This window comes from Nonomuraea fuscirosea (genome assembly GCF_035917475.1).
Taxonomy (GTDB): domain Bacteria; phylum Actinomycetota; class Actinomycetes; order Streptosporangiales; family Streptosporangiaceae; genus Nonomuraea; species Nonomuraea fuscirosea.
In genome coordinates, this window is the sequence record NZ_CP109074.1 from 10,365,948 (window position 1) to 10,386,385 (window position 20,438).

At 67.6% G+C, this 20,438-nt stretch carries 18 protein-coding genes and 1 tRNA gene; 9 read left to right on the forward strand and 10 right to left on the reverse strand.

Going from position 1 to position 20,438, the window contains the following annotated elements:
* Window positions 1-1,021 precede the first annotated feature (1,021 nt).
* The 7 genes from OIE67_RS47605 to rpmH all read right to left on the reverse strand — a co-directional run bounded on the left by OIE67_RS47605 (window position 1,022) and on the right by rpmH (window position 5,439).
* Window positions 1,022-1,957 carry a ParA family protein gene (locus OIE67_RS47605; RefSeq protein WP_326645708.1) on the reverse strand — a complete coding sequence of 312 codons (936 nt, stop codon included), beginning with the start codon at window positions 1,955-1,957 and terminating at the stop codon, window positions 1,022-1,024.
* Window positions 1,958-2,094: 137 nt separating this feature from the next.
* Window positions 2,095-2,799: a 16S rRNA (guanine(527)-N(7))-methyltransferase RsmG gene (gene rsmG / locus OIE67_RS47610; protein WP_326633033.1), complete on the reverse strand. Its 705-nt coding sequence runs from the start codon at window positions 2,797-2,799 to the stop codon at window positions 2,095-2,097.
* A 335-nt stretch (window positions 2,800-3,134) separates the two neighbouring features.
* The gene (locus OIE67_RS47615; protein ID WP_326645710.1) at window positions 3,135-3,623 is read right to left on the reverse strand and encodes a Jag family protein; all 489 of its coding nucleotides are present in this window, start codon (window positions 3,621-3,623) and stop codon (window positions 3,135-3,137) included.
* Between the two features lie 20 nt (window positions 3,624-3,643).
* The gene (yidC, locus tag OIE67_RS47620; RefSeq protein ID WP_326633035.1) at window positions 3,644-4,594 is read right to left on the reverse strand and encodes a membrane protein insertase YidC; all 951 of its coding nucleotides are present in this window, start codon (window positions 4,592-4,594) and stop codon (window positions 3,644-3,646) included.
* A gap of 4 nt (window positions 4,595-4,598) precedes the next feature.
* Complete coding sequence (yidD, locus tag OIE67_RS47625; protein ID WP_106252716.1) at window positions 4,599-4,880, reverse strand: membrane protein insertion efficiency factor YidD; 282 nt, start codon at window positions 4,878-4,880, stop codon at window positions 4,599-4,601.
* Window positions 4,877-5,242 carry a ribonuclease P protein component gene (gene rnpA, locus OIE67_RS47630; protein WP_106252714.1) on the reverse strand — a complete coding sequence of 122 codons (366 nt, stop codon included), beginning with the start codon at window positions 5,240-5,242 and terminating at the stop codon, window positions 4,877-4,879. Before rnpA ends, yidD begins: the two co-directional genes overlap by 4 nt.
* Window positions 5,243-5,301: 59 nt before the next feature.
* Entirely contained in the window at window positions 5,302-5,439 is a 138-nt protein-coding gene (rpmH, locus tag OIE67_RS47635; RefSeq protein WP_043614899.1) for a 50S ribosomal protein L34, read from the reverse strand.
* A gap of 446 nt (window positions 5,440-5,885) precedes the next feature.
* On the opposite strand from rpmH, the gene dnaA reads away from it, so the two are divergent.
* From dnaA to OIE67_RS47680, 9 genes are all read left to right on the forward strand, one after another.
* Window positions 5,886-7,466, forward strand: a complete 1,581-nt coding sequence (gene dnaA / locus OIE67_RS47640; RefSeq protein ID WP_106252737.1) for a chromosomal replication initiator protein DnaA — start codon at window positions 5,886-5,888, stop codon at window positions 7,464-7,466.
* A 542-nt stretch (window positions 7,467-8,008) separates the two neighbouring features.
* Window positions 8,009-9,148: a DNA polymerase III subunit beta gene (gene dnaN, locus OIE67_RS47645; protein WP_326633055.1), complete on the forward strand. Its 1,140-nt coding sequence runs from the start codon at window positions 8,009-8,011 to the stop codon at window positions 9,146-9,148.
* Window positions 9,149-9,197: 49 nt separating this feature from the next.
* Complete coding sequence (gene gnd / locus OIE67_RS47650; RefSeq protein ID WP_326633057.1) at window positions 9,198-10,142, forward strand: phosphogluconate dehydrogenase (NAD(+)-dependent, decarboxylating); 945 nt, start codon at window positions 9,198-9,200, stop codon at window positions 10,140-10,142.
* A 146-nt stretch (window positions 10,143-10,288) separates the two neighbouring features.
* A complete protein-coding gene (recF, locus tag OIE67_RS47655) occupies window positions 10,289-11,533 on the forward strand; it encodes a DNA replication/repair protein RecF (protein ID WP_326633059.1) in 1,245 nt (414 codons plus the stop codon).
* A 145-nt stretch (window positions 11,534-11,678) separates the two neighbouring features.
* Window positions 11,679-12,182, forward strand: a complete 504-nt coding sequence (locus OIE67_RS47660; protein ID WP_245956685.1) for a DUF721 domain-containing protein — start codon at window positions 11,679-11,681, stop codon at window positions 12,180-12,182.
* Between the two features lie 325 nt (window positions 12,183-12,507).
* A complete protein-coding gene (gene gyrB, locus OIE67_RS47665; protein WP_407674936.1) occupies window positions 12,508-14,430 on the forward strand; it encodes a DNA topoisomerase (ATP-hydrolyzing) subunit B in 1,923 nt (640 codons plus the stop codon).
* Window positions 14,431-14,451: 21 nt separating this feature from the next.
* A complete protein-coding gene (gyrA, locus tag OIE67_RS47670) occupies window positions 14,452-16,950 on the forward strand; it encodes a DNA gyrase subunit A (protein ID WP_326633065.1) in 2,499 nt (832 codons plus the stop codon).
* 3 nt (window positions 16,951-16,953) lie between these two features.
* Entirely contained in the window at window positions 16,954-17,697 is a 744-nt protein-coding gene (locus OIE67_RS47675) for a DUF3566 domain-containing protein (protein WP_407674788.1), read from the forward strand.
* A gap of 128 nt (window positions 17,698-17,825) precedes the next feature.
* A tRNA-Ile gene (locus tag OIE67_RS47680) sits at window positions 17,826-17,899 on the forward strand.
* Between the two features lie 264 nt (window positions 17,900-18,163).
* Here the strand turns inward: OIE67_RS47680 and OIE67_RS47685 are convergent.
* The 3 genes from OIE67_RS47685 to OIE67_RS47695 all read right to left on the reverse strand — a co-directional run bounded on the left by OIE67_RS47685 (window position 18,164) and on the right by OIE67_RS47695 (window position 20,438).
* On the reverse strand, window positions 18,164-18,586 hold the full coding sequence (locus OIE67_RS47685; RefSeq protein ID WP_326633067.1) for a hypothetical protein: 423 nt from the start codon (window positions 18,584-18,586) through the stop codon (window positions 18,164-18,166).
* Window positions 18,587-19,288 (reverse strand): hypothetical protein, encoded by a 702-nt coding sequence (locus OIE67_RS47690; protein ID WP_326633069.1) that lies wholly within the window; start codon window positions 19,286-19,288, stop codon window positions 18,587-18,589.
* A 379-nt stretch (window positions 19,289-19,667) separates the two neighbouring features.
* Window positions 19,668-20,438, reverse strand: a complete 771-nt coding sequence (locus tag OIE67_RS47695) for an SDR family oxidoreductase (protein WP_326633071.1) — start codon at window positions 20,436-20,438, stop codon at window positions 19,668-19,670.

Consider the following 20,438-nt stretch of genomic DNA (forward strand, 5'->3'; position numbering starts at 1 on the left):
TCACCCCCGTAGTTCACGCCCATAGGTCCGCTCGTGGCCCACGCCCGATGACGGCGTCCGTAGTCTGCGGCCGCAGTCCCGCGTCCGACGGAGGCTGGTCGCATGAGGGTGCTCGCCCGAGAGTGCCCGCACGGCGGTGCTCACACGGAGGTGCCCGCGCGGGAGTACTCAAGCGCCTCGGTACGCATGCGACGGGGATGGAGGTGACGTAGATCGGGAACCACATGGGCAGTGAGGCAGGCCGCCATACAGGGCCCGCACGGGGTCCTCGTAGGAGTTGCTTGCACAGGGGTGCTCCCGCGCGACGCCGCTGCGTTCTGGTGCCGGGTGCTCAGACGGGCGTCCACGGACACACCGCCACCCTGCAGAGCACGACCCTGGCAGAGCACGGGCCCAGGTGGGCGTGGGCCCGGGTGAGCACGGGCCCGGGTGAGCGTAGGCCGGGGTGAGCGTAGGCCCGGCAGAGCGCGGACTCGGCACAAGCAGAGCACCGTCTGCACGGCAGAGCACGACCCGACACGGCAAACACCGCCGGCATGGAAGCGCATCGTCAGTCCAGAGGTGCACCGCCGTCGGCAGAGCCGGCTGAAGGAGATCCGTTCCCTGCCGCCCTTCCTGGCCGCCTCAACCGAAGTCGGGTGGCATGGCGGTTGACGAGGCAGCACGGCCGCACGACAAATAGGCGCCGCACGACAGATCGGGGCGGCACGACAGATCGGCGCGGCACGACACGGACATGCCGCGCACAATCCAGCTCCCGGCTTCCCCTACGCCCGCCTGGCGATGCCGACTCGATGTCGACGCCGCGCCTCATGATGCCGGGCGCGGTGTCGTGCAGCGGGTGTCTGGATGAGCTGCAGCCAGCGCGAGGGTCGGCGATGTGCTCCGTCGGGATACCACCCGAATCAGCGAAGGCCGGCGCGCATCATCGGCTGGCCTGAAGTGCTCATCGAACTCGCGAAGTCACGGCATCCGCGAGCCCGCCCGTCCGGCTCAACTCCAACGTGGCGACGAGTGAAGGTCAGGCGACGGTGGCGCGGTGGGCGATCTCGCGGGCCGCGTCCATGTACGCCATCGCCCCGCTCGACCCCGGATCGTACGTCATCACCGACTGCCCATAACTGGGCGCCTCCGACAACCGCACGCTCCGCGGGATCACCGTGTTGAGCACCGTGTCCCCGAAGTGCGCCCGTACCTCGTCGGCCACCTGCGAAGCCAGCCGGGTGCGGCCGTCGTACATCGTCAGCACGATCGTCGACAGGCTCAGCGTCGGGTTGAGGTGGGCCTTGATCAGGTCCACGTTCCTGAGCAGCTGCCCGAGGCCCTCAAGGGCGTAGTACTCGCACTGGATCGGGATCATCACCTCGTCCGCGGCCACCAGCGCGTTGACGGTCAGCAGGCCGAGTGAGGGCGGGCAGTCGATGATGATGTAGTCGAGCTCCATCGCCTCGTACGCCGCCAGCGCCCGCCGCAGCCGCGCCTCTCTGGCCACCAACGAGACCAGCTCGATCTCAGCACCGGCAAGGTCAATGGTGGCGGGTGCGCAATAGAGGTTCGGCATCTCCGGCACCTGCTTGACGATGTCCGCCATGGGAAGATCGTCCACCAGCACCTGGTACACATCGGGAACGTCGCCACGATGCTCGGTCGCCAAAGCCGTGGAAGCGTTGCCCTGGGGGTCGAGGTCCACTACGAGGACACGCTGGCCGTGCATCGACAGGGCGGCGGCGATGTTGACCGACGTGGTCGTCTTGCCCACGCCGCCTTTCTGGTTGGCTACCGCGATCACTCGGGTCTCAGACGGGCGCGGCCAGGTGCCGTCGCCATCGCCGGAGGTCTCGCCGGGCTGGGTGGCCGTCTGGGTTGCAGATGTTTCACGTGAAACCACTGAGCTGAGCGCCTCTCGTACCAACGGCGAATCACCGGGGTTCAGGGGGGTCTGGGTCACGATGGCCATCCTTTCAACCAGTGGTGTGCCGGTGCCGGGAATTTGCTGTCGCGACACGCCCATTTCGGGCCAGCCAACTCCGGTTGGGCTCTCAGACGGACGGCTGCCCGGCCAGCCAAGACCGCTTGACGCGACTGGCACAACCGTCACCTCCTTCGTCGCCGCCTGGCTCGCTCTGGCGCGCGACCCGCTACCACCCGAACCAATGTTGCAGGCGGCTCGACCTTACCGTGCCCGACGGTCACAAGCTCGGCCGTTCGGGCTCCGCTGGCCTGCAATTGCGACTGCGCTTCGGCGAGTTCGCCGGCGGCCCGCTCCCCCTTCATCGCGATCAGCTCGCCGCCCTCGCGCAACAGCGGCATCGCCCAGGTCAGGAGCCGGTCGAGCGGCGCGACCGCGCGAGCGCTGGCCACGTCGAACTCGCGCTGACCGGCCAGTTCCTCCGCTCGGCCGCGCAGCACCTCGACGTTGTCGAGCTTGAGCGCCTCGACGCATTCCTCCAGGAACACGGTACGACGCAGCAGCGGCTCCAGCAGCGTAACCGTGATGTCCTGCCGGACGATCGCCAGCACCAGCCCGGGCAGGCCGGCGCCGGAGCCGATGTCCACCAGCCGCACCTCCTCCGGCACGGCCTCGGCCACGACGGCGCAGTTGAGCAGGTGGCGATCCCAGATCCGGGGCACCTCCCGCGGACCCAGCAGTCCGCGGACCACGCCGGGTCCCGCGAGCAGCTCGGCGAACGCGCCGGCACGGTCCCAAGCCTCCCCGACGAAGACGTCCCGCGCTATCTCCGGAGGCTCCGGAAGCTCATCGCTCACTGGTCGGTGGCCTTTCTGGGGCTGGTCGCCCATGCTCGGTGTCGTGCGTGCTGGAACGGGTTCGCCGCCTGGTCTCGTGACCCCGACGCGAAGGAAGCGGAATCAACACGGTAAGGCGACGGTGTCTGAGAGTCCGGTCTTCACCCAAGGCTAAGGGTGAGATCACAAGGGAAGACTAGCGGGCCCGGATGAAGGTGGCCTGTGAGCGCGCCGTCGGCCGGCCCTGGTGCGACCGACCCCGCCGCCGGGGTCCCCGCCCGGCCTTGCCGACCGCGGCTCCGTACCGAAGACAGAGGTCATGAACGCGAAACGGCCGTCTACCGCGCGCGACGGCGGGCAGACGGCCGGATCGGATGGCGTGACGCGCCTCAGGCGGGCAGGACCACCACGTACCGCTGCGGCTCCTCACCCTCGGACTCGCTGCGGAGTCCGGCGGCGGCCACCGCGTCGTGGACGATCTTGCGTTCGAACGGGGTCATCGGCTGCAGCGACTTGGGCTCGCTCCGCTCCTTGACCTGATTGGCGATCTCGGTGCCGAGCTTGGTGAGCTCGGCCCGGCGGCGTTCGCGGTAGCCCGCCACGTCGAGCATCAGCCGCGAGCGCTCCCCCGTCTGCCGGTGCACGGCCAGGCGGGTCAGCTCCTGCAGCGCCTCGAGAACCTCTCCGGCCGGCCCGACCAGCTCCGTCCCCTTCAGCCCGACGACGGAGACCATGGCGCGATCGCCTTCGACGTCCATGTCGATGTCGCCGTCGATGTCGGCGATGTCGAGAAGCCCTTCGACGTAGTCGGCAGCGATCTCGCCTTCCTGCTCCAGCGCATTGAGATCAGGAGCCTTCTCCTGCTCGGCCTCGGTCATGGCCGGCCTCTCCTTCGTGTTCACGACTTCTTGCTGCCGGTGCGCTTGCTGCGGCTCTGCCTGCTCGGCTGCTGTCTGATGATCTTAGGCTCCGGAGGGGGCGGCGGGGCCTGTTCTTCCGGAGTGGTCTTGCGGAGCTTGCCGATCAGACCGGCCTTCGGCTCGACCGGCATGACATTGCCCTTGGCGTCGTACTGCGGCATCGGGTTGCGGCTGTAGAACCAGTGCTGCTGACCGAGCGTCCACAGGTTGGTGGTGACCCAGTACATGATCAGACCGAGGGGGAAGTTGAGGCTGAAGAAGGCGAACAGCGGCGAGATGTACATGAGGATCTTCTGCTGCTGCGCCATGGGGTTGTCCGGCATCTGAGCCATGGAGCGGGTGACGCTCTGCCGGACGGTGAGGAACGTGGTCAGCGAGCTGATCGCGACGAAGATCCCCAGGACCACCTTGGTCTGGATGTTGCCGGCGCCGAACGTCTGGAGCTGCGCCTCCGACATCCAGAAGTTGGCGGGCAGCGGTGCGCCGAAGATGTGCGCCGCCCTGGCGCTGTCGACCAGCTCCTGCGTCATGCCGTACTTGGCGTGACCGTCGGCCATGTTGTGCAGCACGGTGAACATGGAGATGAAGATCGGGAACTGGGCCACGACCGGCAGGCAGCCGCCGAGCGGGTTGGCGCCAGCGCCCTGGTAGAGCGCCATGACCTCCTGGTTCATCCGCTGCTTGTCGTTCTTGTAACGCTTGCGCAGCTCTTGAACCTTGGGGGCGAGTTCCTGCATCTTCCGCGACGATCGCATCTGCTTGAGGAAGAGCGGGAAGATCAGGATCCGCATGAACACGGTCAGCGTGATGATCGTCAACGCCCAGGTCAGCCCGCTGTCCGGGTTGAGGACCGTGCTGTATGCAGTATGGATCCAGATGATGACTTGGGCTACGGCTTGGTACAGCCAGCTCAGCCAGGACAGCTCCACCGAGCTATCTCCCTTGCGTTTCGTGGGACCGGACCGGGCGTGGGGGCACCGGGTCAATACCTCCGGGATGGAATGGGTGGCACCGCCCGATGCGCCGGACAGTCAGCCATGTGCCGCGCAATGCTCCATGTACGGCGATCGCTTCGAGTCCGTACTGGCTGCAGGACGGGTAGAACCGGCAGCGTGGACCGAGCAGCGGGCTGATGAACGCCCGGTAGAACCGGATGGGGACGATCAGCGCCCGGGCCGCCAGGCCCGGCGCCGCCCCTTGCGGTTGCTCCGTCATCTCTTCTGTCCGCCCGTCGAGGACTCGCGCCGCCTGAGCAAACGAGCCAGCGCGAGATCGAGTTCGGCGGCCAGTTGCTCGAATCCCGCGGACGCGGCCGGTGGGTTGGCGCGTACCACAAGCAGGCTACCTCGTGGCAGCGCGTCGAGACGGTCCCGCATGAGGTGTCGAAGCCGCCGCTTGACCTTGTTCCTGGTCACCGCGCCACCGACGGCCTTGCTCACGACGAAACCGACCCGGGGTGACTCTTCCCCGGAAATGGTGAAATGCACCACGAGAGTTGGGCGGCCGGCGCGTTTGCCGCGCTTGACCGCCGCCTCGAACTCCTCCCCGCGGCGCATGCGGGATTGACGGGACAGCACCGTATACGTCTAACGCCCGCCGGTATGAGGCACCGGCGGGCTGCTAACGCGAGGGACGATCAGGCCGACAGCTTCTCGCGGCCCTTACGGCGGCGAGCGGCGAGGATGGCGCGACCGGCCCGGGTGCGCATCCGCAGCCGGAAGCCGTGGGTCTTCGCGCGGCGACGGTTGTTCGGCTGGAAAGTACGCTTGCTCACGGGTGGGCTCCAGGCTTGATGGTGCGCCACGAAGGCGCTTAACACTCATGGATGGCCTGTCAAGGAAGCGAGGGCACGCGAAATAGCCGTCGCGTGACAAGCCGACCGTCGTACGTTACGGGGCAAGCACCGTCCAGGTCAAACCGGACCGGTTATCCACTAATCCACAGGCCACTTGTCCACCGCCGGCCCCACGTCCACAGTATGTGTACCCAGGTACCACTAGGCTGTGGACAACGTCTTGAACACAGCTGTGCACATGGATACTGTCGGCCCTTCCAGGCCCGCTCAAGCGCTGTGGACAGTCTGTGGATCTCCTGTGGAGAGCGTGGGCGGGATGCCCGGCCGACACGTGTGGACGAAGGGCCGTCGATCATCAGCGGGCGGTCGTGCCATGTGGATAAACGATCGCGGGGGGCCGCGAGATGGAGGAGGGGAACCGCACCATGAACGGTGTCGACCTCGGCACGGTATGGGCGAGCGCCCTGAGCAACTTCCTCAACGAGAACGTGCCGATCCAGCAGCGCACCTGGCTGTCGATGGTGCGTCCGATCGCCCTGGCCAACGACACGATCGTGCTCGGCGTCCCCAACGACTTCCTCAAGGACCTGATCGAGGGCAAACTGCGCCCGCTCGTCGCGCACGCGCTCTCTCAGGAACTCGGCCGGACCATGCGGCTGGCCGTGATGATCGACACCACGGCCCCGGAACAGCCCTCCGTCGACTCTCATCAACAGCCTGTGACTCAGAGTTATCCCCAGGGTGTGGAGAGTCAGCTGCGTTATGCACAGCCTGCGCAACCGCAGCACAACCCGGCTTCCGAGCCCCCTCAGTTCTATTCTCCACAGCCCGAGCCGCCGCAGATATCCACCGAATATCCACAGCAGGGCTTCTCTTTTGAACAGGCGCAGCCGTACACACCGCCTGTGGAGAAGACGCCGGAACCGGCGCCGAATCGGTGGGAAGCGAAGAGCAACAAGCCCAGCGAACCGGCCAGGCTTAATCAGAAGTACACATTTGAGACATTCGTCATCGGTGCCAGCAATCGCTTCGCCCACGCGGCGGCGGTGGCGGTGGCCGAGTCGCCGGCGAAGGCGTACAACCCGCTGTTCATCTACGGGGACTCCGGGCTGGGCAAGACGCACCTGCTGCACGCCATCGGGCATTACGCCCAGAGCCTGTACGACGGCGCCCGGGTCAGATACGTGAGCTCCGAGGAGTTCACCAACGACTTCATCAACAGCATCCGCGACCACAAGGCCGACGGCTTCCGCGGCCGCTACCGGGCGATCGACATCCTGCTCGTGGACGACATCCAGTTCCTGGAGGGCAAGGAGCAGACGCAGGAGGAGTTCTTCCACACCTTCAACACGCTGCACAACGCCAACAAGCAGATCGTCATCTCCAGCGACCGGGCGCCCAAGCAGCTCATCACGCTGGAGGACCGGCTGCGCAACCGGTTCGAGTGGGGCCTGATCACCGACGTCCAGCCGCCCGAGCTGGAGACGCGCATCGCCATCCTCAGGAAGAAGGCCATCCAGGAGGGCCTGGCCGCGCCGCCCGAGGTGCTCGAATACATCGCCAGCCGCATCTCCACCAACATCCGTGAGCTGGAGGGCGCGCTGATCAGGGTCACCGCGTTCGCCAGCCTCAACCGGCAGGGCGTCGACCTGCAGCTGGCCGAGGTCGTGCTGAAGGACCTCATCACCTCGGAGTCCGACACCGAGATCACCATCGCGGCGATCATGAACCAGACCGCCCAGTACTTCGGCATCAGCATCGACGACCTGTGCGGCACCTCCCGCAGCCGGGCGCTCGTCAACGCCAGGCAGATCGCGATGTACCTCGCCCGCGAGCTGACCGAGCTGTCGCTGCCGAAGATCGGTCAGCAGTTCGGCGGCCGCGACCACACCACCGTGATGCACGCCGAACGCAAGATCCGGTCGCTGATCGCCGAGCGCAGGTCGATGTACAACCAGGTCAACGAGCTGACAATGCGGATCAAGCAGACACAGCGTGGATCTTGAGTTCATACACAGCCTGTGGAAAACGCTGTGGACCAGCGCAAACGCAAAAATTCACTCGCCGTTCGCCCGGCAATGGTGGGAAAAATCCGTCCACATTGGTTGGGGACAAGGGTGGGGACATCCTGGGGAGAACCTGGGGACTACCAGTGGACAGCGTGTGGACAGACTGTGAACAACGGATCTGGGGCTCCAGAAGGGCCGCTTTTACCCCGTGGACAACCTGTGGAAACCTCGTGGATAACCCCGGTCTGACGGTGGATGAAGGCACCATGATCTGGGGACGGCCTGTGCACGAAAAATCGTCGTCCCCAGGCGCGGAAGTTCTCCCCAGGCGTCACCCACATCCCCAGTGGATGAAAATATGGCCGCTGACCAGCCAAGACGCCGGTTGTCCACAGTTCCCACAGCCCCTAGTGTGATGACCTCTATATCTCTAACTAGGAAACTCAAAGACCCATAGAGGGGTTCTCCCGGAGCGCGAGTCCGGGAGGGTGGATCCTTGAGATCCTTGAATCAACGACGAACCCAGGAGGCTGATCACCGTGATGTTCCGAATCGAGCGAGACGTCCTCGCTGAGGCGGTGGCATGGACGGCACGCAGCCTCCCGGCGCGTCCGTCGGTTCCCGTTCTCGCCGGCATGCGCCTGGAGGTCACGGAGGGGACGCAGCTCAAGCTCTCCGGTTTCGACTACGAGGTCTCCGCCGAGGTGACGCTCGAGGTCCACACGGGCGAGCCGGGTGTCGTGCTGGTCTCGGGCAAGCTGCTCGCCGAGATCACGCGCGCGCTCCCCGCACAGCCTGTGGACTTCGTGGTGGACGGAGCCAAGGCCGTCGTCACGTGCGGCAGCGCCCGCTTCACCCTGCTGACCATGCCGGTGGAGGACTACCCGTCCCTGCCTGCCATGCCGCCGGCCGCGGGCCGCGTCGGCAGCGACGTGTTCGCCTCCGCCGTCGGCCAGGTCGCCGTCGCCGCCGGTCGCGACGACACTCTGCCGATGCTCACCGGCGTACGGATGGAGATCGAGGGCGACACGGTGACCCTCGCCGCGACCGACCGCTACCGGCTGGCCGTGCGCGAGCTCAAGTGGCAGCCGGGCCAGCCCGACTTCTCCGCCATCGCGATGATCCCCGGCAAGACGCTCGCCGACACGGCCAAGGCGCTCGGCGCGACCGGCGCCGAGGTCGAGATCGCGCTGAGCTCCGCGGGAGGCACCGGCGAGGGCATGATCGGCTTCTCCAGCGCCGGACGCCGTACGACGACGCGCCTGCTCGACCCCGAGTTCCCGAAGTACCGCTCGCTGCTGCCGACCGAGTTCTCCGCCCGCGCCGACCTGTCCACAGGCTCGTTCGTCGAGGCGGTCAAGCGCGTGGCCCTGGTCGCCGAGCGCAACACTCCGGTACGCCTGGCGTTCAAGAGCGGCGAGGTCGTGCTGGAGGCCGGCAGCGGCGACGAGGCGCAGGCCGTCGAGGCGCTTCCGGTGGATTACGAGGGAGATGAGATGAACATCGCCTTCAACCACCAGTTCCTGCTGGAAGGTCTGGGAGCCATCGACTCCGACATCGCCCGGCTGCAGATGACCACGTCGACGAAGCCCGCTATCCTCACCGGTGGCAAGCCTGTGGAGGACCAAGCCACCACGGACTACCGTTATCTGATCATGCCCATCCGCCTGTCAGGCTGAACCGGTCGTCGGGAATGATGGAAGCCTGACAAGGGGGTAGAGGACAGTCATGCAGATCGGCATGGTGGGACTGGGCAAGATGGGCGGCAACATGGCCGAAAGGCTGCGCCGCGGTGGTCACGAGGTGATCGGCTACGATCGCGATCCGGCGGTCAGCGACGTCGGCAGCCTCAAGGAGCTGGCCGAACGCCTCCAGACACCGCGCGCGATCTGGGTCATGGTCCCGGCCGGCAAGGCCACCCAGAGCACCATCGACGATCTCGGCGAGCTGCTCAGCGAGGGCGACCTCGTGGTCGACGGCGGAAACTCCCACTATGTGGATGACCAGAAGCACGCCGCCGAGCTGTCCAAGAAGGGCATCGGCTTCGTCGACTGCGGCGTGAGCGGTGGCGTCTGGGGCCTGCAGAACGGCTACGCGCTCATGTGCGGCGGCGACAAGCCCGACGTCGACCGCCTCATGCCGATCTTCGACACGCTCAAGCCGGAGGGCGAGGACGGCTTCGTCCACGCCGGCGACGTCGGCGCGGGCCACTTCGCGAAGATGGTCCACAACGGCATCGAATACGGCATGATGCAGGCCTTCGCCGAGGGCTGGGAGCTGCTGGAAGCCTCCGACGTCGTGAAGGACGTCAAGGGCTCCTTCAGCAGCTGGCGCACCGGCACCGTGATCCGCTCCTGGCTGCTCGACCTGATGGTCCGAGCGCTCGACGACGACGAGCACCTGGAGCAGCTCCGCGGCTACGCCCAGGACTCCGGCGAGGGCCGGTGGACGGTGCAGGCCGCGGTCGACCACGCGGTCCCGCTGCCCGTGATCACCGCCGCGCTCTACGCCAGGTTCGCCTCGCGGCAGGACGACTCCCCCGCGATGAAGGTCGTGGCGGCGCTGCGCAACCAGTTCGGCGGCCACGCCACCACCTCGGCCGAGGGCGGCACGGAGAAGGGCGCCGACTCCCCCGGCGCCGACGTGACACCGCCGCGCGAGCTCGACCGCTGACCGGCCCGGACCGCTCGGGCGCCCCGGCCGCCGGTTCGCCCGGCGTCGTCGGCTCGGAGGCGAGGTTTTCCACAACGGCCAGGGTTTTCCACAAGAACGCATGCCGGTGACCCCGGCGGCCCGCGAGGCCCACTAACCTTCGTGGGGTGCATGTCGCCCACCTCTCGCTGACCGACTTCCGGTCCTACGCGTCCGTGGAGCTCGGCCTGGAGCCGGGCATCACGGCCTTCGTGGGGCCCAACGGCCAGGGCAAGACCAACCTGGTCGAGGCCCTCGGCTACGTCGCGACGCACTCCAGCCACCGGGTGGCCGGCGACGCGCCGCTCGTGCGGCAGGGCGCCACCAGGGCGATCGTGCGCTGCGCCGTCCAGCGGGACGACCGGCGGGCGCTCATCGAGCTGGAGATCAACCCGGGCCGGGCCAATCGCGCCCGGCTCAACCGCTCCCCCGTGTCCAGGGCCCGCGACGCCGTCGGCCTGCTGCGCACCGTCCTGTTCGCTCCCGAGGACCTGTCGCTGTCCAAGGGCGACCCGTCCGAGCGCCGCCGCTTCCTCGACGACCTGCTCGTGGCCAGGGCCCCCAGGTTCGCCGGGGTCCGCGCCGACTACGACCGCGTGCTGAAGCAGCGCGGCGCCCTGCTGCGTACGGCCGCGCAGGCCCGCAGAGGCAGCAGGAGCGCCCGGCGGCAGGAGGGCGACAGCGGGTTCGCGGCGGCCGGCGCGGGCGACGTGCTGAGCACTCTGGAGGTCTGGGACGCCCACCTCGCCCGGCACGGCGCGGAGCTGTTGCGGGCCCGGCTGGAGCTCATCGAGGCGCTGCGCCCGCTGGTGGCCGGGGCCTATGCCGCGTTGGCCCCGTCGAGCGCTCCGGCGACCCTCGCCTACCGCAGCACGTTGTCCACAGGTGGGGACCAGGGTGAGGGTGACCAGGAGGGCGAAGTCCCCGGTGAGCGGGGATCTTTCGATACACAGACGTTATCCACAGACTTGGGGAAAACCCTTGAAGAACGTCTGCGGGAGCGGCTATTGGAGGTGCGCCAGTCGGAGCTCGACCGGGGCGTCACCCTCGTCGGGCCGCACCGCGACGACCTGATCCTCGGCCTCGGCGACCTGCCCGCCCGGGGCTACGCCAGCCACGGCGAGTCGTGGTCGTTCGCGCTGGCGCTCCGGCTGGCCGCGTACGACCTGCTGCGGGCCGACGGCGGCGACCCCGTGCTGATCCTCGACGACGTGTTCGCCGAGCTCGACAGCCAGCGGCGGCGCCGGCTGGCCGAGATCGTCGCGCCGGCCGAGCAGGTGCTGATCACCGCGGCCGTGGCGGACGACGTGCCGGGGGAGCTGGTGGGAGGCAGGTACGACGTCGCGGAAGGGAGCGTGACCCGTGTCCGATGACGGCAAGCCCCGTGGGGGTGAGAGCCCGCAGGCGGGCGGTGCCAGGGGCGGGTCTCGTGGCTCGGCTGCCTCCGGGTCCCGGACCGGTCAGCCGGAGGCCGGCGGGGGCGCAGCCGGTGGGCCGGCGGCCGGTCGTCCACAGGCTGTGGGGGGCGGTGGGGAGAACACCGCGGCCAGGGGTGTGGCGCTGGCGCGGGAGAAGCTGGCCCAGGCCAAGGCCGACGCCGCCAAACGCGGCCAGCTCCCACGGCGCGAGCCCAGACGTAAGGCGGCGGGGCCGCGCAGAGACGGCGGCGACCCGCAGCTCTTCGGCCGCGCCATCGCCGACCTGCTGGCCGACCGCGGCTGGGAGCGGTCGGCGGCGGTCGGCGCGGTGTTCGGCCGGTGGGCCACCATCGTCGGCCCTGACCTGGCCATGCACACCAGACCCGAGTCCTTCGACGACGGCGAGGTGCTGATCGCGGCCGACTCGACGGCGTGGGCGACGCAGGTGCGGCTGCTCGCGCGCACCCTCGTCCGCAGGCTCAACGAGGAGCTCGGCGAAGGCACCGTGAAGAAGGTCAAGGTCAGGGGCCCGCAGAACGCGCCGCGGCCGTCAGGCGGGTTGCGGGTGACCGGAAGCCGGGGTCCCGGCGACACCTACGGCTAGCCTGTCAAGGGCGATCAGACCGCCGGAGACGCGATAAGCCCCCTTTCCGGAGGGGGGATGCTCGGCAGGGGGCAAATCGAGCTAGAGGGCATCACAGGCGCGTTCATTGCCACCTTGGCCCTCCGGAAGCGGTAGAATGAAAAAGGATTCCGGACACGTCCGCTTGCGTGTCACCCCGGCAGCAAGCCGACTCCCCCGGGTGACCGCGCATCGGGGCACTCACGACGGTGACGGGCACGGCAGGGGCAGCTTCGAAGGTTGAACGCCTACCCAGCCGCGTGTCCGCGGCAGGAGGATTTCGCAGTTGTCCTACGACGCTAGCTCAATCACCGTACTCGAGGGGCTTGAGGCGGTTCGCAAGCGCCCGGGTATGTATATCGGCTCCACCGGTGAGCGCGGCCTCCACCACCTCGTCCAAGAGATCGTGGACAACGCGGTGGACGAGGCCCTGGCAGGTTATGCGACCAGGATCGACATCACGCTGCTCGCCGACAACGGCGTCCGCGTGGTCGACGACGGCCGAGGCATCCCCACCGGCATCCACCCGGTGGAGAAGATCTCCGCGGTCGAACTGGTGCTGACCACGTTGCACGCGGGCGGCAAGTTCGACAGCCAGTCGTACGCGGTCTCCGGCGGCCTGCACGGCGTCGGCTCGGCCGTCGTCAACGCGCTGTCCACCGCCATGGAGGTGGAGGTCAAGCAGAACGGCCACTACTGGCGCCAGCGCTACGAGCTGTCCAAGCCCACGGCCCCCCTGGCCAAGGGCGAGGAGACCGACGAGACCGGCACCACGATCACGTTCTGGCCCGACCCCGACGTCTTCGAGACCACCACCTGGAACTACGAGACGCTCTCGCGGCGCTTCCAGGAGATGGCCTTCCTCAACAAGGGCCTGACGATCACGCTGGTCGACGAGCGGCCCGACCACATCAACGGCGAGCCGCACTCCGTCTCCTACCACTACGAGGGCGGCCTGGCCGACTTCGTGCAGCACCTCAACGCCAAGAAGGAGCCGGCGCACGCGTCGATCATCTCCTTCGAGGAGGAGAGCGACGGGCTCGCGGTCGAGATCGCCATGCAGTGGAACAACTCCTACTCAGAGTCGGTCTACAGCTTCGCCAACGTCATCAACACCGCTGAGGGCGGCACCCACGAGGAGGGCTTCCGCGCGGCGCTGACGTCCATCGTCAACCGTTACGCGCGCGAGCAGAAGTTCCTCAAGGAGGGCAAGGACGACAACCTCTCCGGCGAGGACGTCCGCGAGGGGCTGACCGCGATCATCTCGGTCAAGCTGTCCGACCCGCAGTTCGAGGGCCAGACCAAGACCAAGCTCGGCAACACCGAGGCGAAGTCGTTCGTGCAGAAGGCCTGCAACGACCACCTGCGTGACTGGTTCGAGCGCAACCCCGGCGAGGCCAAGGACATCATCAACAAGTCCTTGCAGGCCTCACGCGCCCGCATCGCGGCCCGCCAGGCCCGCGACCTGACCAGGCGCAAGTCGCTGCTCGAATCGGGCAGCGGGCTGCCGGGCAAGCTGGCCGACTGCCAGTGGAACGACCCGGAGAAGTGCGAGCTGTTCATCGTCGAGGGCGACTCGGCCGGCGGCTCGGCCAAGGGCGGCCGCGACTCGCGCTTCCAGGCGATCCTGCCCATCCGCGGCAAGATCCTCAACGTCGAGAAGGCGCGGATCGACAAGGTCCTGAAGAACAACGAGGTCCAGGCGCTGATCACCGCCCTGGGCACCGGCGTCCACGACGAGTTCGACATCACCAAGCTGCGCTATCACAAGGTCATCCTCATGGCCGACGCCGACGTCGACGGCCAGCACATCAACACGCTGCTGCTGACGCTGCTGTTCAGGTTCATGAGGCCGCTGATCGAGGCAGGTCACGTCTACCTGTCGTGCCCGCCGCTGTACAAGATCAAGTGGGACCGGAAGGGCGAGGACGCCTCCTACGCCTACTCCGACAGCGAACGCGACGCGGTCATCGCCGAAGGCATCGCCAACGGCAAGCCCGACCCGCGGCCCCGCGACAACGTACAGCGCTTCAAGGGTCTGGGCGAGATGAACGCCGGCCAGCTCTGGGAGACCACGATGAACCCGGAGACCCGGCTGCTGCGCCTGGTCACGCTCGACGACGCGGCCCAGGCCGACGACCTGTTCAGCGTGCTGATGGGGGAAGACGTGGAGGCGCGGCGCGACTTCATCATCCGCAACGCGCGCGACGTGCGCTTCCTCGACGTTTAGCCACAAGAAGGACCTTTACCTGTGACGGACGTGAACACCACTCCCCCGGCTGACCGCATCGAGCCTGTGGACATCCAGTCCGAGATGCAGCGCAGTTACATGGACTACGCGATGTCCGTCATCGTGTCCAGGGCGCTGCCTGACGTGCGCGACGGGCTCAAACCGGTGCACCGGCGGGTGCTCTACGCGATGTACGACGGTGGCTACCGTCCCGACCGCGGCTACTTCAAGTGCGCCCGCGTCGTCGGCGACGTGATGGGCACCTACCACCCACACGGCGACACCTCGATCTACGACGCGCTGGTCCGCCTGGCGCAGTCGTGGTCGCTGCGATATCCGCTGGTCGACGGGCAGGGCAACTTCGGCTCGCCCGGCAACGACCCGGCGGCGGCGATGCGTTACACCGAGTGCAAGCTCGCGCCCATCGCCATGGAGATGCTGCGGGACATCGACAAGGAGACCGTCGACTTCCGCCCCAACTACGACGGCAAGTCGCAGGAGCCCGACGTCCTGCCGGCGCGCATCCCGCAGCTGCTGGTCAACGGCTCGGGCGGCATCGCCGTCGGCATGGCCACCAACATCCCGCCGCACAACCTGCGCGAGGTCGCCAGCGCGGTCAAGTGGGCCCTGGAAAACCCCGAGGCCAGCGAGGAAGAGCTGCTCGAAGCGGCCATGAGGCTGGTCAAGGGGCCCGACTTCCCGACCAAGGCGCTCATCGTGGGCCGGCGCGGGATCGAGGACGCCTACCGCACCGGGCGCGGCTCGATCACCATGCGGGCCGTGGTCGAGGTCGAGGAGGACAAGGGCCGGCAGGCTCTGGTCGTCACCGAGCTCCCGTACCAGGTCAATCCTGACAACCTCGCACTGAAGATCGCCGAGCTGGTGCGTGAGGGCAAGCTGACCGGCATCGCCGACGTCCGCGACGAGAGCTCGTCGCGGGTCGGGCAGCGCCTGGTCATCGTGCTCAAGCGCGACGCGGTCGCCAAGGTCGTCCTCAACAACCTGTACAAGCACACCCAGCTCCAGGACACCTTCGGCGCCAACATGCTGGCGCTGGTGGACGGCGTGCCGCGGACCCTGCGGCTCGACCAGTTCATCCGTCACTACGTGGCGCACCAGATCGAGGTCATCGTCCGCAGGACCCGCTACCTGCTGCGCAAGGCCGAGGAGCGGGCCCACGTCCTGAGCGGCCTGCTGAAGGCCCTGGAGCGGCTCGACGAGGTCATCGCCCTGATCCGGGCCTCCGAGTCCGCCTCGCACGCCCAGCAGGGCCTCATGGGGCTGCTGGAGATCGACGAGATCCAGGCGCAGGCCATCCTCGACATGCAGCTGCGCAAGCTGGCCGCCCTGGAGCGGCAGGCCATCCAGGACGAGCACGACGCGCTGATGACCCAGATCGCCGAGTACAACTCGATCCTGGCCAGCGAGAGCCGCCAGCGGGAGATCGTCAACGACGAGCTCGCCGAGATCGTCGGCCGCTACGGCGACGAGCGCAAGACCGAGATCATCGCGTACGACGGCGACATGTCGATCGAGGACCTCATCGCCGAGGAAGAGATCGTCGTCACCATCACCAGGGGCGGCTACGCCAAGCGCACCCGTACCGACCTCTACCGGGCGCAGAAGCGCGGCGGCAAGGGCGTCCGCGGCGCGCAGCTGCGCCAGGACGACATCGTCGACCACTTCTTCGTCACCACGACCCACCACTGGCTGCTGTTCTTCACGAACAAGGGCCGGGTCTACCGCGTCAAGGCCTACGAGCTGCCCGACGCCGGTCGTGACGCCCGGGGCATGCATCTGGCGAACCTTCTCGCCATGCAGCCCGACGAAACAGTCATGGAGGTTCTCGACCTACGCGACTACAACGTCGCCCCGTACCTCGTCCTCGCCACCCGCAGCGGGCTGGTCAAGAAGACGCGCCTGTCCGAGTACGACTCCCCCAGGTCCGGCGGTCTGATCGCGATCAACCTGCGGGACGACGACGAGGTCATCGGAGCCCGCCTGGTCTCCGAGTCCGACGATCTGCTGCTCGTCTCCAAGGGAGCGCAGTCGATCCGGTTCACCGCCTCTGACGAGGCCCTGCGGCCCATGGGGCGGGCGACCAGCGGCGTCATCGGCATGAGGTTCCTCGACGGTGACGAACTTCTGGCCATGAATCGCATCGCCGACGGTCAAGATGTGCTTATCGCCACGAAGGCTGGGTACGCAAAACGGACGCCAGTGGATCAGTATCCGGTTCAAGGACGTGGCGGTAGGGGTGTGCTGACTGCGAAAATCGTATCTTCCCGTGGCAAGCTGGTCGGAGCCGTCATGGTCAACCCAGAGGACGAGGTCTTCGCGATCACGTCCGCCGGCGGGGTGATCCGGACGAGTGCCGGTGAGATCAAGCAGTCCGGCCGCCAGACCATGGGAGTGCGATTGATGAATCTCGCCGAAGGCGACAGCGTGGTAGCCCTCGCCCGGAACGCGGAGTCCATGGAGACTCCGATGGAGAGTGAGGAAGACGGGGGAGGAGAGTAAATCATGAGCGCCCAGGGTGGCACCGCCAGGACAAAGGCGGCTGCGGGTAACGGTCAGCAACCGAAGAAACCCGCAGAGACCGAAATATTCACGCCGGTCGAGGAAGGCAAGGACACCTCGCCCGCGCAGGGCAGGCCCCTGCCAGGACAGCAGGAGGCCGGCAAGTCCGCGCCTCCTCCTCAGCCTGGCCCTCCGCCCGGTGGCGGGTCTGGTGGACCTGGTGGGCCCGGTGGGCCCGGCGGGTCTGGCGGGTTGCAACCGCCGGAGGGCAACGAGACCGTCCGGCTGCGTCCGTCGCTGGCCACCGAAGCCCCGCCGGCCATCGAACTGCCCAAGAAGAAGTCGTCCAACTCCTCGGGGGGCCGGCTCCCCCGCAAGGCACACCTGGTCCTGCGCCGCGTCGAGCCGTGGTCGGCCATGAAGTTCAGCTTCGTGGTCTCCCTCGTCTGCTTCGTGGTGCTGTTCGTGGCCGTGGCCGTCCTGTACGGCGTGCTGTCGGCGCTGGGCGTCTTCGACTCCATCGTCGACCTGGTCAACCAGCTCGGAAAGGGCGAGCAGGGCCAGAGCTCGATCCCGATCGACATCGCCTCGTGGTTCGAGCCGGTGCGCATCCTCGGCTACACGGCCCTGATCGGAGCCGTGAACGTCGTCCTGATCACGGCCCTGTCCACCTTGGGCGCGGTCATCTACAACATCGCCTCCGACCTGGTGGGCGGCGTTGAAGTGACGTTCAGCGAGGCCGAATAGGCGTGGACGCTCGCGCCGCGCGCACTGATCGCGCGGCGCGAGCAGCCAGCCGGACGCGGTAAGCTCTTCTCGTCCGAACAACCGGTTCGCCTCCCTGGGGCGAATGCGATAACGTTCGGTGTGCGAGCGGGGCTATAGCTCAGACGGTTAGAGCGCTTCCCTGATAAGGAAGAGGTCCCAGGTTCAAGTCCTGGTAGCCCCACCCAGTTCAGAGGCCGTTTCCGGAGATCGGAAGCGGCCTTTTTTGATCTTCTGAGTGACTAACTGCGTGACTACGGCTCCCGAGTCAGGCCTGATCGCGAGGATGAGCTACGGCTGCTGGGTTGAACCTGGCAGGCATGGCCCAGCAGTCATGTTTGTAGCCCTACTGGGATCCGCCATCGTTTGCCAACACGCTTCCTCCGAGATCGTCGCCGATCATCGATCGCATCTACCATTACTGCTCACGGATTTCCGGACCAGCTCACTAGGCGGACCTGCTCTCACCCGGCCGCTCGTCCGGCGGGATGGGGACGGTCAGCGAGACACCGCTCCGCGTGCGCAGGTCGAGGGTGCCCCTGGGCGCGACCAGGCTCACGACCTCTTCGATGTCATCGAAGCTCCGCTGCAGCGCCAGCCCTATCTTGTCGCGCTCGTTCGCGTAGAACCCGTCCCTGGGCCGCTCCGGGTCCACCCACTCCTCGAACGAGTTGGCCGCGTTCTGGACGATTCGCAGCCGGTCATACACGTTCTGCCTGACCTCCGGAGTTCTGGCCAAGTCCATTAACTGCCGTTTCCAGGTGTCGAGATCCTTCATGAAGGCCCCGATCTCCCTGTCGAGCTTGGGTAGGTTCTCGCAACGGCTCCGGAGTTTGGACAGCTCCTCCCAGACGTCGTAGGCCTGGCTCATCTACGTCAGCTTGTCCAGCAGCCGCCTCCTGATCCGGTCGGCGTCGGTTCGGGCCGTGTACACCTCGCTCTCCGACGCCGAGACCCGGGAACCGCGGTCCAGGGCGACGCGCAGTAGCCCGATCAGCCGATCCACCTCCACCGGATCCGCCCGATACGGTGGTCGTTGCTTGTCCAGCTCCAGGAGCAGATCCTGCGAGGAGACGGCGAAACCGAGCGGGGTGGTGCCGTCGAAAGTGGTGCCTTTCAGCGTGCTCGCCAGTTCCCGCCACCCGTCTCTGACCTGTGGCGGGCCGCCGGTCAGCCGCCGCAGTTCCTGCGCCACGTCCTTGGCCTGCTCCGGCATCAGCGCGCCCGCGACCACCTCGCCGGAGTTGGTGACGATGACGACGTCGCTCCTGATGCCCGGGCGGACGTGCACGTCCCGGATCTCGTCATGGGTGAGTACCTGGACGTCGAACGGCCGCAGGCGGTCGTCGAGCTCGGCGGTGCGCACATGGCTGTCGCTCACCACGAGGACCGCCGACCCTCGCGCCGACCGCATCACCCGGCAGGGTGCCAACAGGACGAACCGCTCCTCGTCGAGCAGCGCGATGAGCTCCTCGTCCGCGCCCACGGCCGCGATCGGCAGGCTGCTCTCCTCGGCGGCCGGAATCCTCCTCAGTACCTCGGCCACCTCGGGGTGCGCTTCCCACCGGGTCATGGCCCTGCTCTCCCTTCGCCCGGGCAGTCCCTGGTGTATCGTCCCTCGCTGCTGATTGGCTGTCGATGGGTGACCGGACCGCTACGCGAAGGAGTTTAGGTGGCGTTGTTGCTGAAGTAGAAGTACAGGGATCCGCGGCGGCGGTGCCGAACACATTGGTCTCGAACTGGGCCCGGACCGCCGACAGGGGGTTTCTTCGAAGACGCCCTCCACGCCGTAGCCGGCGTTGGCGATGACCACGTTCAGCGGACCGACGGCCGACTCGACGCCGTCGATCACGGTGAAGACGGCCTCGCCGTCCGTCAGCAGGCGGGGCATGTGCCCTGCCCGGCGCGAGTGCCTCCGACGCGGCGATGTCGCCTTCCTCGCGCAGACGCTGTCAGCGGATGGTGTAGCCGCCGTCCACGATGATGTCCGCACCGTTGATCATGTCGGCGGCGTTCGAGGCGAGGAACAGTGCCGTCGCCGCGATCTCCCCCGGGTAGGCGAACCGGCCGGTGGGGATCTGTGCCTTCAGCGCGTCCCCCTTGGGACCGGCCCACGCCTTGCGGCCCAGGTCGGTGAGGACGACGGTGGGGGAGATCGTGTTGACGGTCACTCCCCGGCCGGCCCATTCGGAGGCGAGCACCTTGGACAGGCCGACCACGCCGAACTTGGAGGCGCAATACGCCACGTGCTGGTCCAGCGCGACCGTCGCCGCTTGCGAGGCCAGGTTGATGATCTTCCCGCCACCGGCGGCCAGCATGTGGCGGCCGACTTCCTGGGCCACCAGGAAGGTGCCCTTCAGGTTGATCTCGATCGTCCGGTCGAACGCGCTGACCTCCAGGTTCTCGGCCGGGGCCAGGATGGCGACGCCCGCGCTGTTCACCAGGATGTCGATGCGGCCGAACGCCTCCAGGACCGCGCCGACCGCCGCGCGCACGGCGGCGGGGTCGGACACGTCACAGGCGAACCCGGCGTGCGCCTCCCCCAGGCCGATCGCCTTCTGCCGGGCCGCCTCGCCGTCGATGTCGACCACGGCGACCCGGGCGCCCTTCACCGCGTACGTCTCCGCGATCGCCGCGCCGATCCCCGACGCGCCGCCGGTCACCAGCGCCACCTTGCCGGTGAGCTCGAAGCTCAGGTCGGGTGTCTGCTCCGCTGCTGTCAT

What these genes read in the sequence shown, in the direction of transcription:
- OIE67_RS47605 (WP_326645708.1), bottom strand. Translation starts at nt 1,957, where the DNA reads ATGGCCATCGTGACCCAGACCCCCCTGAACCCCGGTGATTCGCCGTTG.
- OIE67_RS47695 (WP_326633071.1), bottom strand. Translation starts at nt 20,438, where the DNA reads ATGACAGCAGCGGAGCAGACACCCGACCTGAGCTTCGAGCTCACCGGC.
- dnaA (WP_106252737.1), top strand. Translation starts at nt 5,886, where the DNA reads ATGAACGGTGTCGACCTCGGCACGGTATGGGCGAGCGCCCTGAGCAAC.
- yidD (WP_106252716.1), bottom strand. Translation starts at nt 4,880, where the DNA reads ATGACGGAGCAACCGCAAGGGGCGGCGCCGGGCCTGGCGGCCCGGGCG.
- OIE67_RS47615 (WP_326645710.1), bottom strand. Translation starts at nt 3,623, where the DNA reads ATGACCGAGGCCGAGCAGGAGAAGGCTCCTGATCTCAATGCGCTGGAG.
- rsmG (WP_326633033.1), bottom strand. Translation starts at nt 2,799, where the DNA reads ATGGGCGACCAGCCCCAGAAAGGCCACCGACCAGTGAGCGATGAGCTT.
- OIE67_RS47690 (WP_326633069.1), bottom strand. Translation starts at nt 19,288, where the DNA reads ATGACCCGGTGGGAAGCGCACCCCGAGGTGGCCGAGGTACTGAGGAGG.
- OIE67_RS47675 (WP_407674788.1), top strand. Translation starts at nt 16,954, where the DNA reads ATGAGCGCCCAGGGTGGCACCGCCAGGACAAAGGCGGCTGCGGGTAAC.
- gnd (WP_326633057.1), top strand. Translation starts at nt 9,198, where the DNA reads ATGCAGATCGGCATGGTGGGACTGGGCAAGATGGGCGGCAACATGGCC.
- OIE67_RS47685 (WP_326633067.1), bottom strand. Translation starts at nt 18,586, where the DNA reads ATGAGCCAGGCCTACGACGTCTGGGAGGAGCTGTCCAAACTCCGGAGC.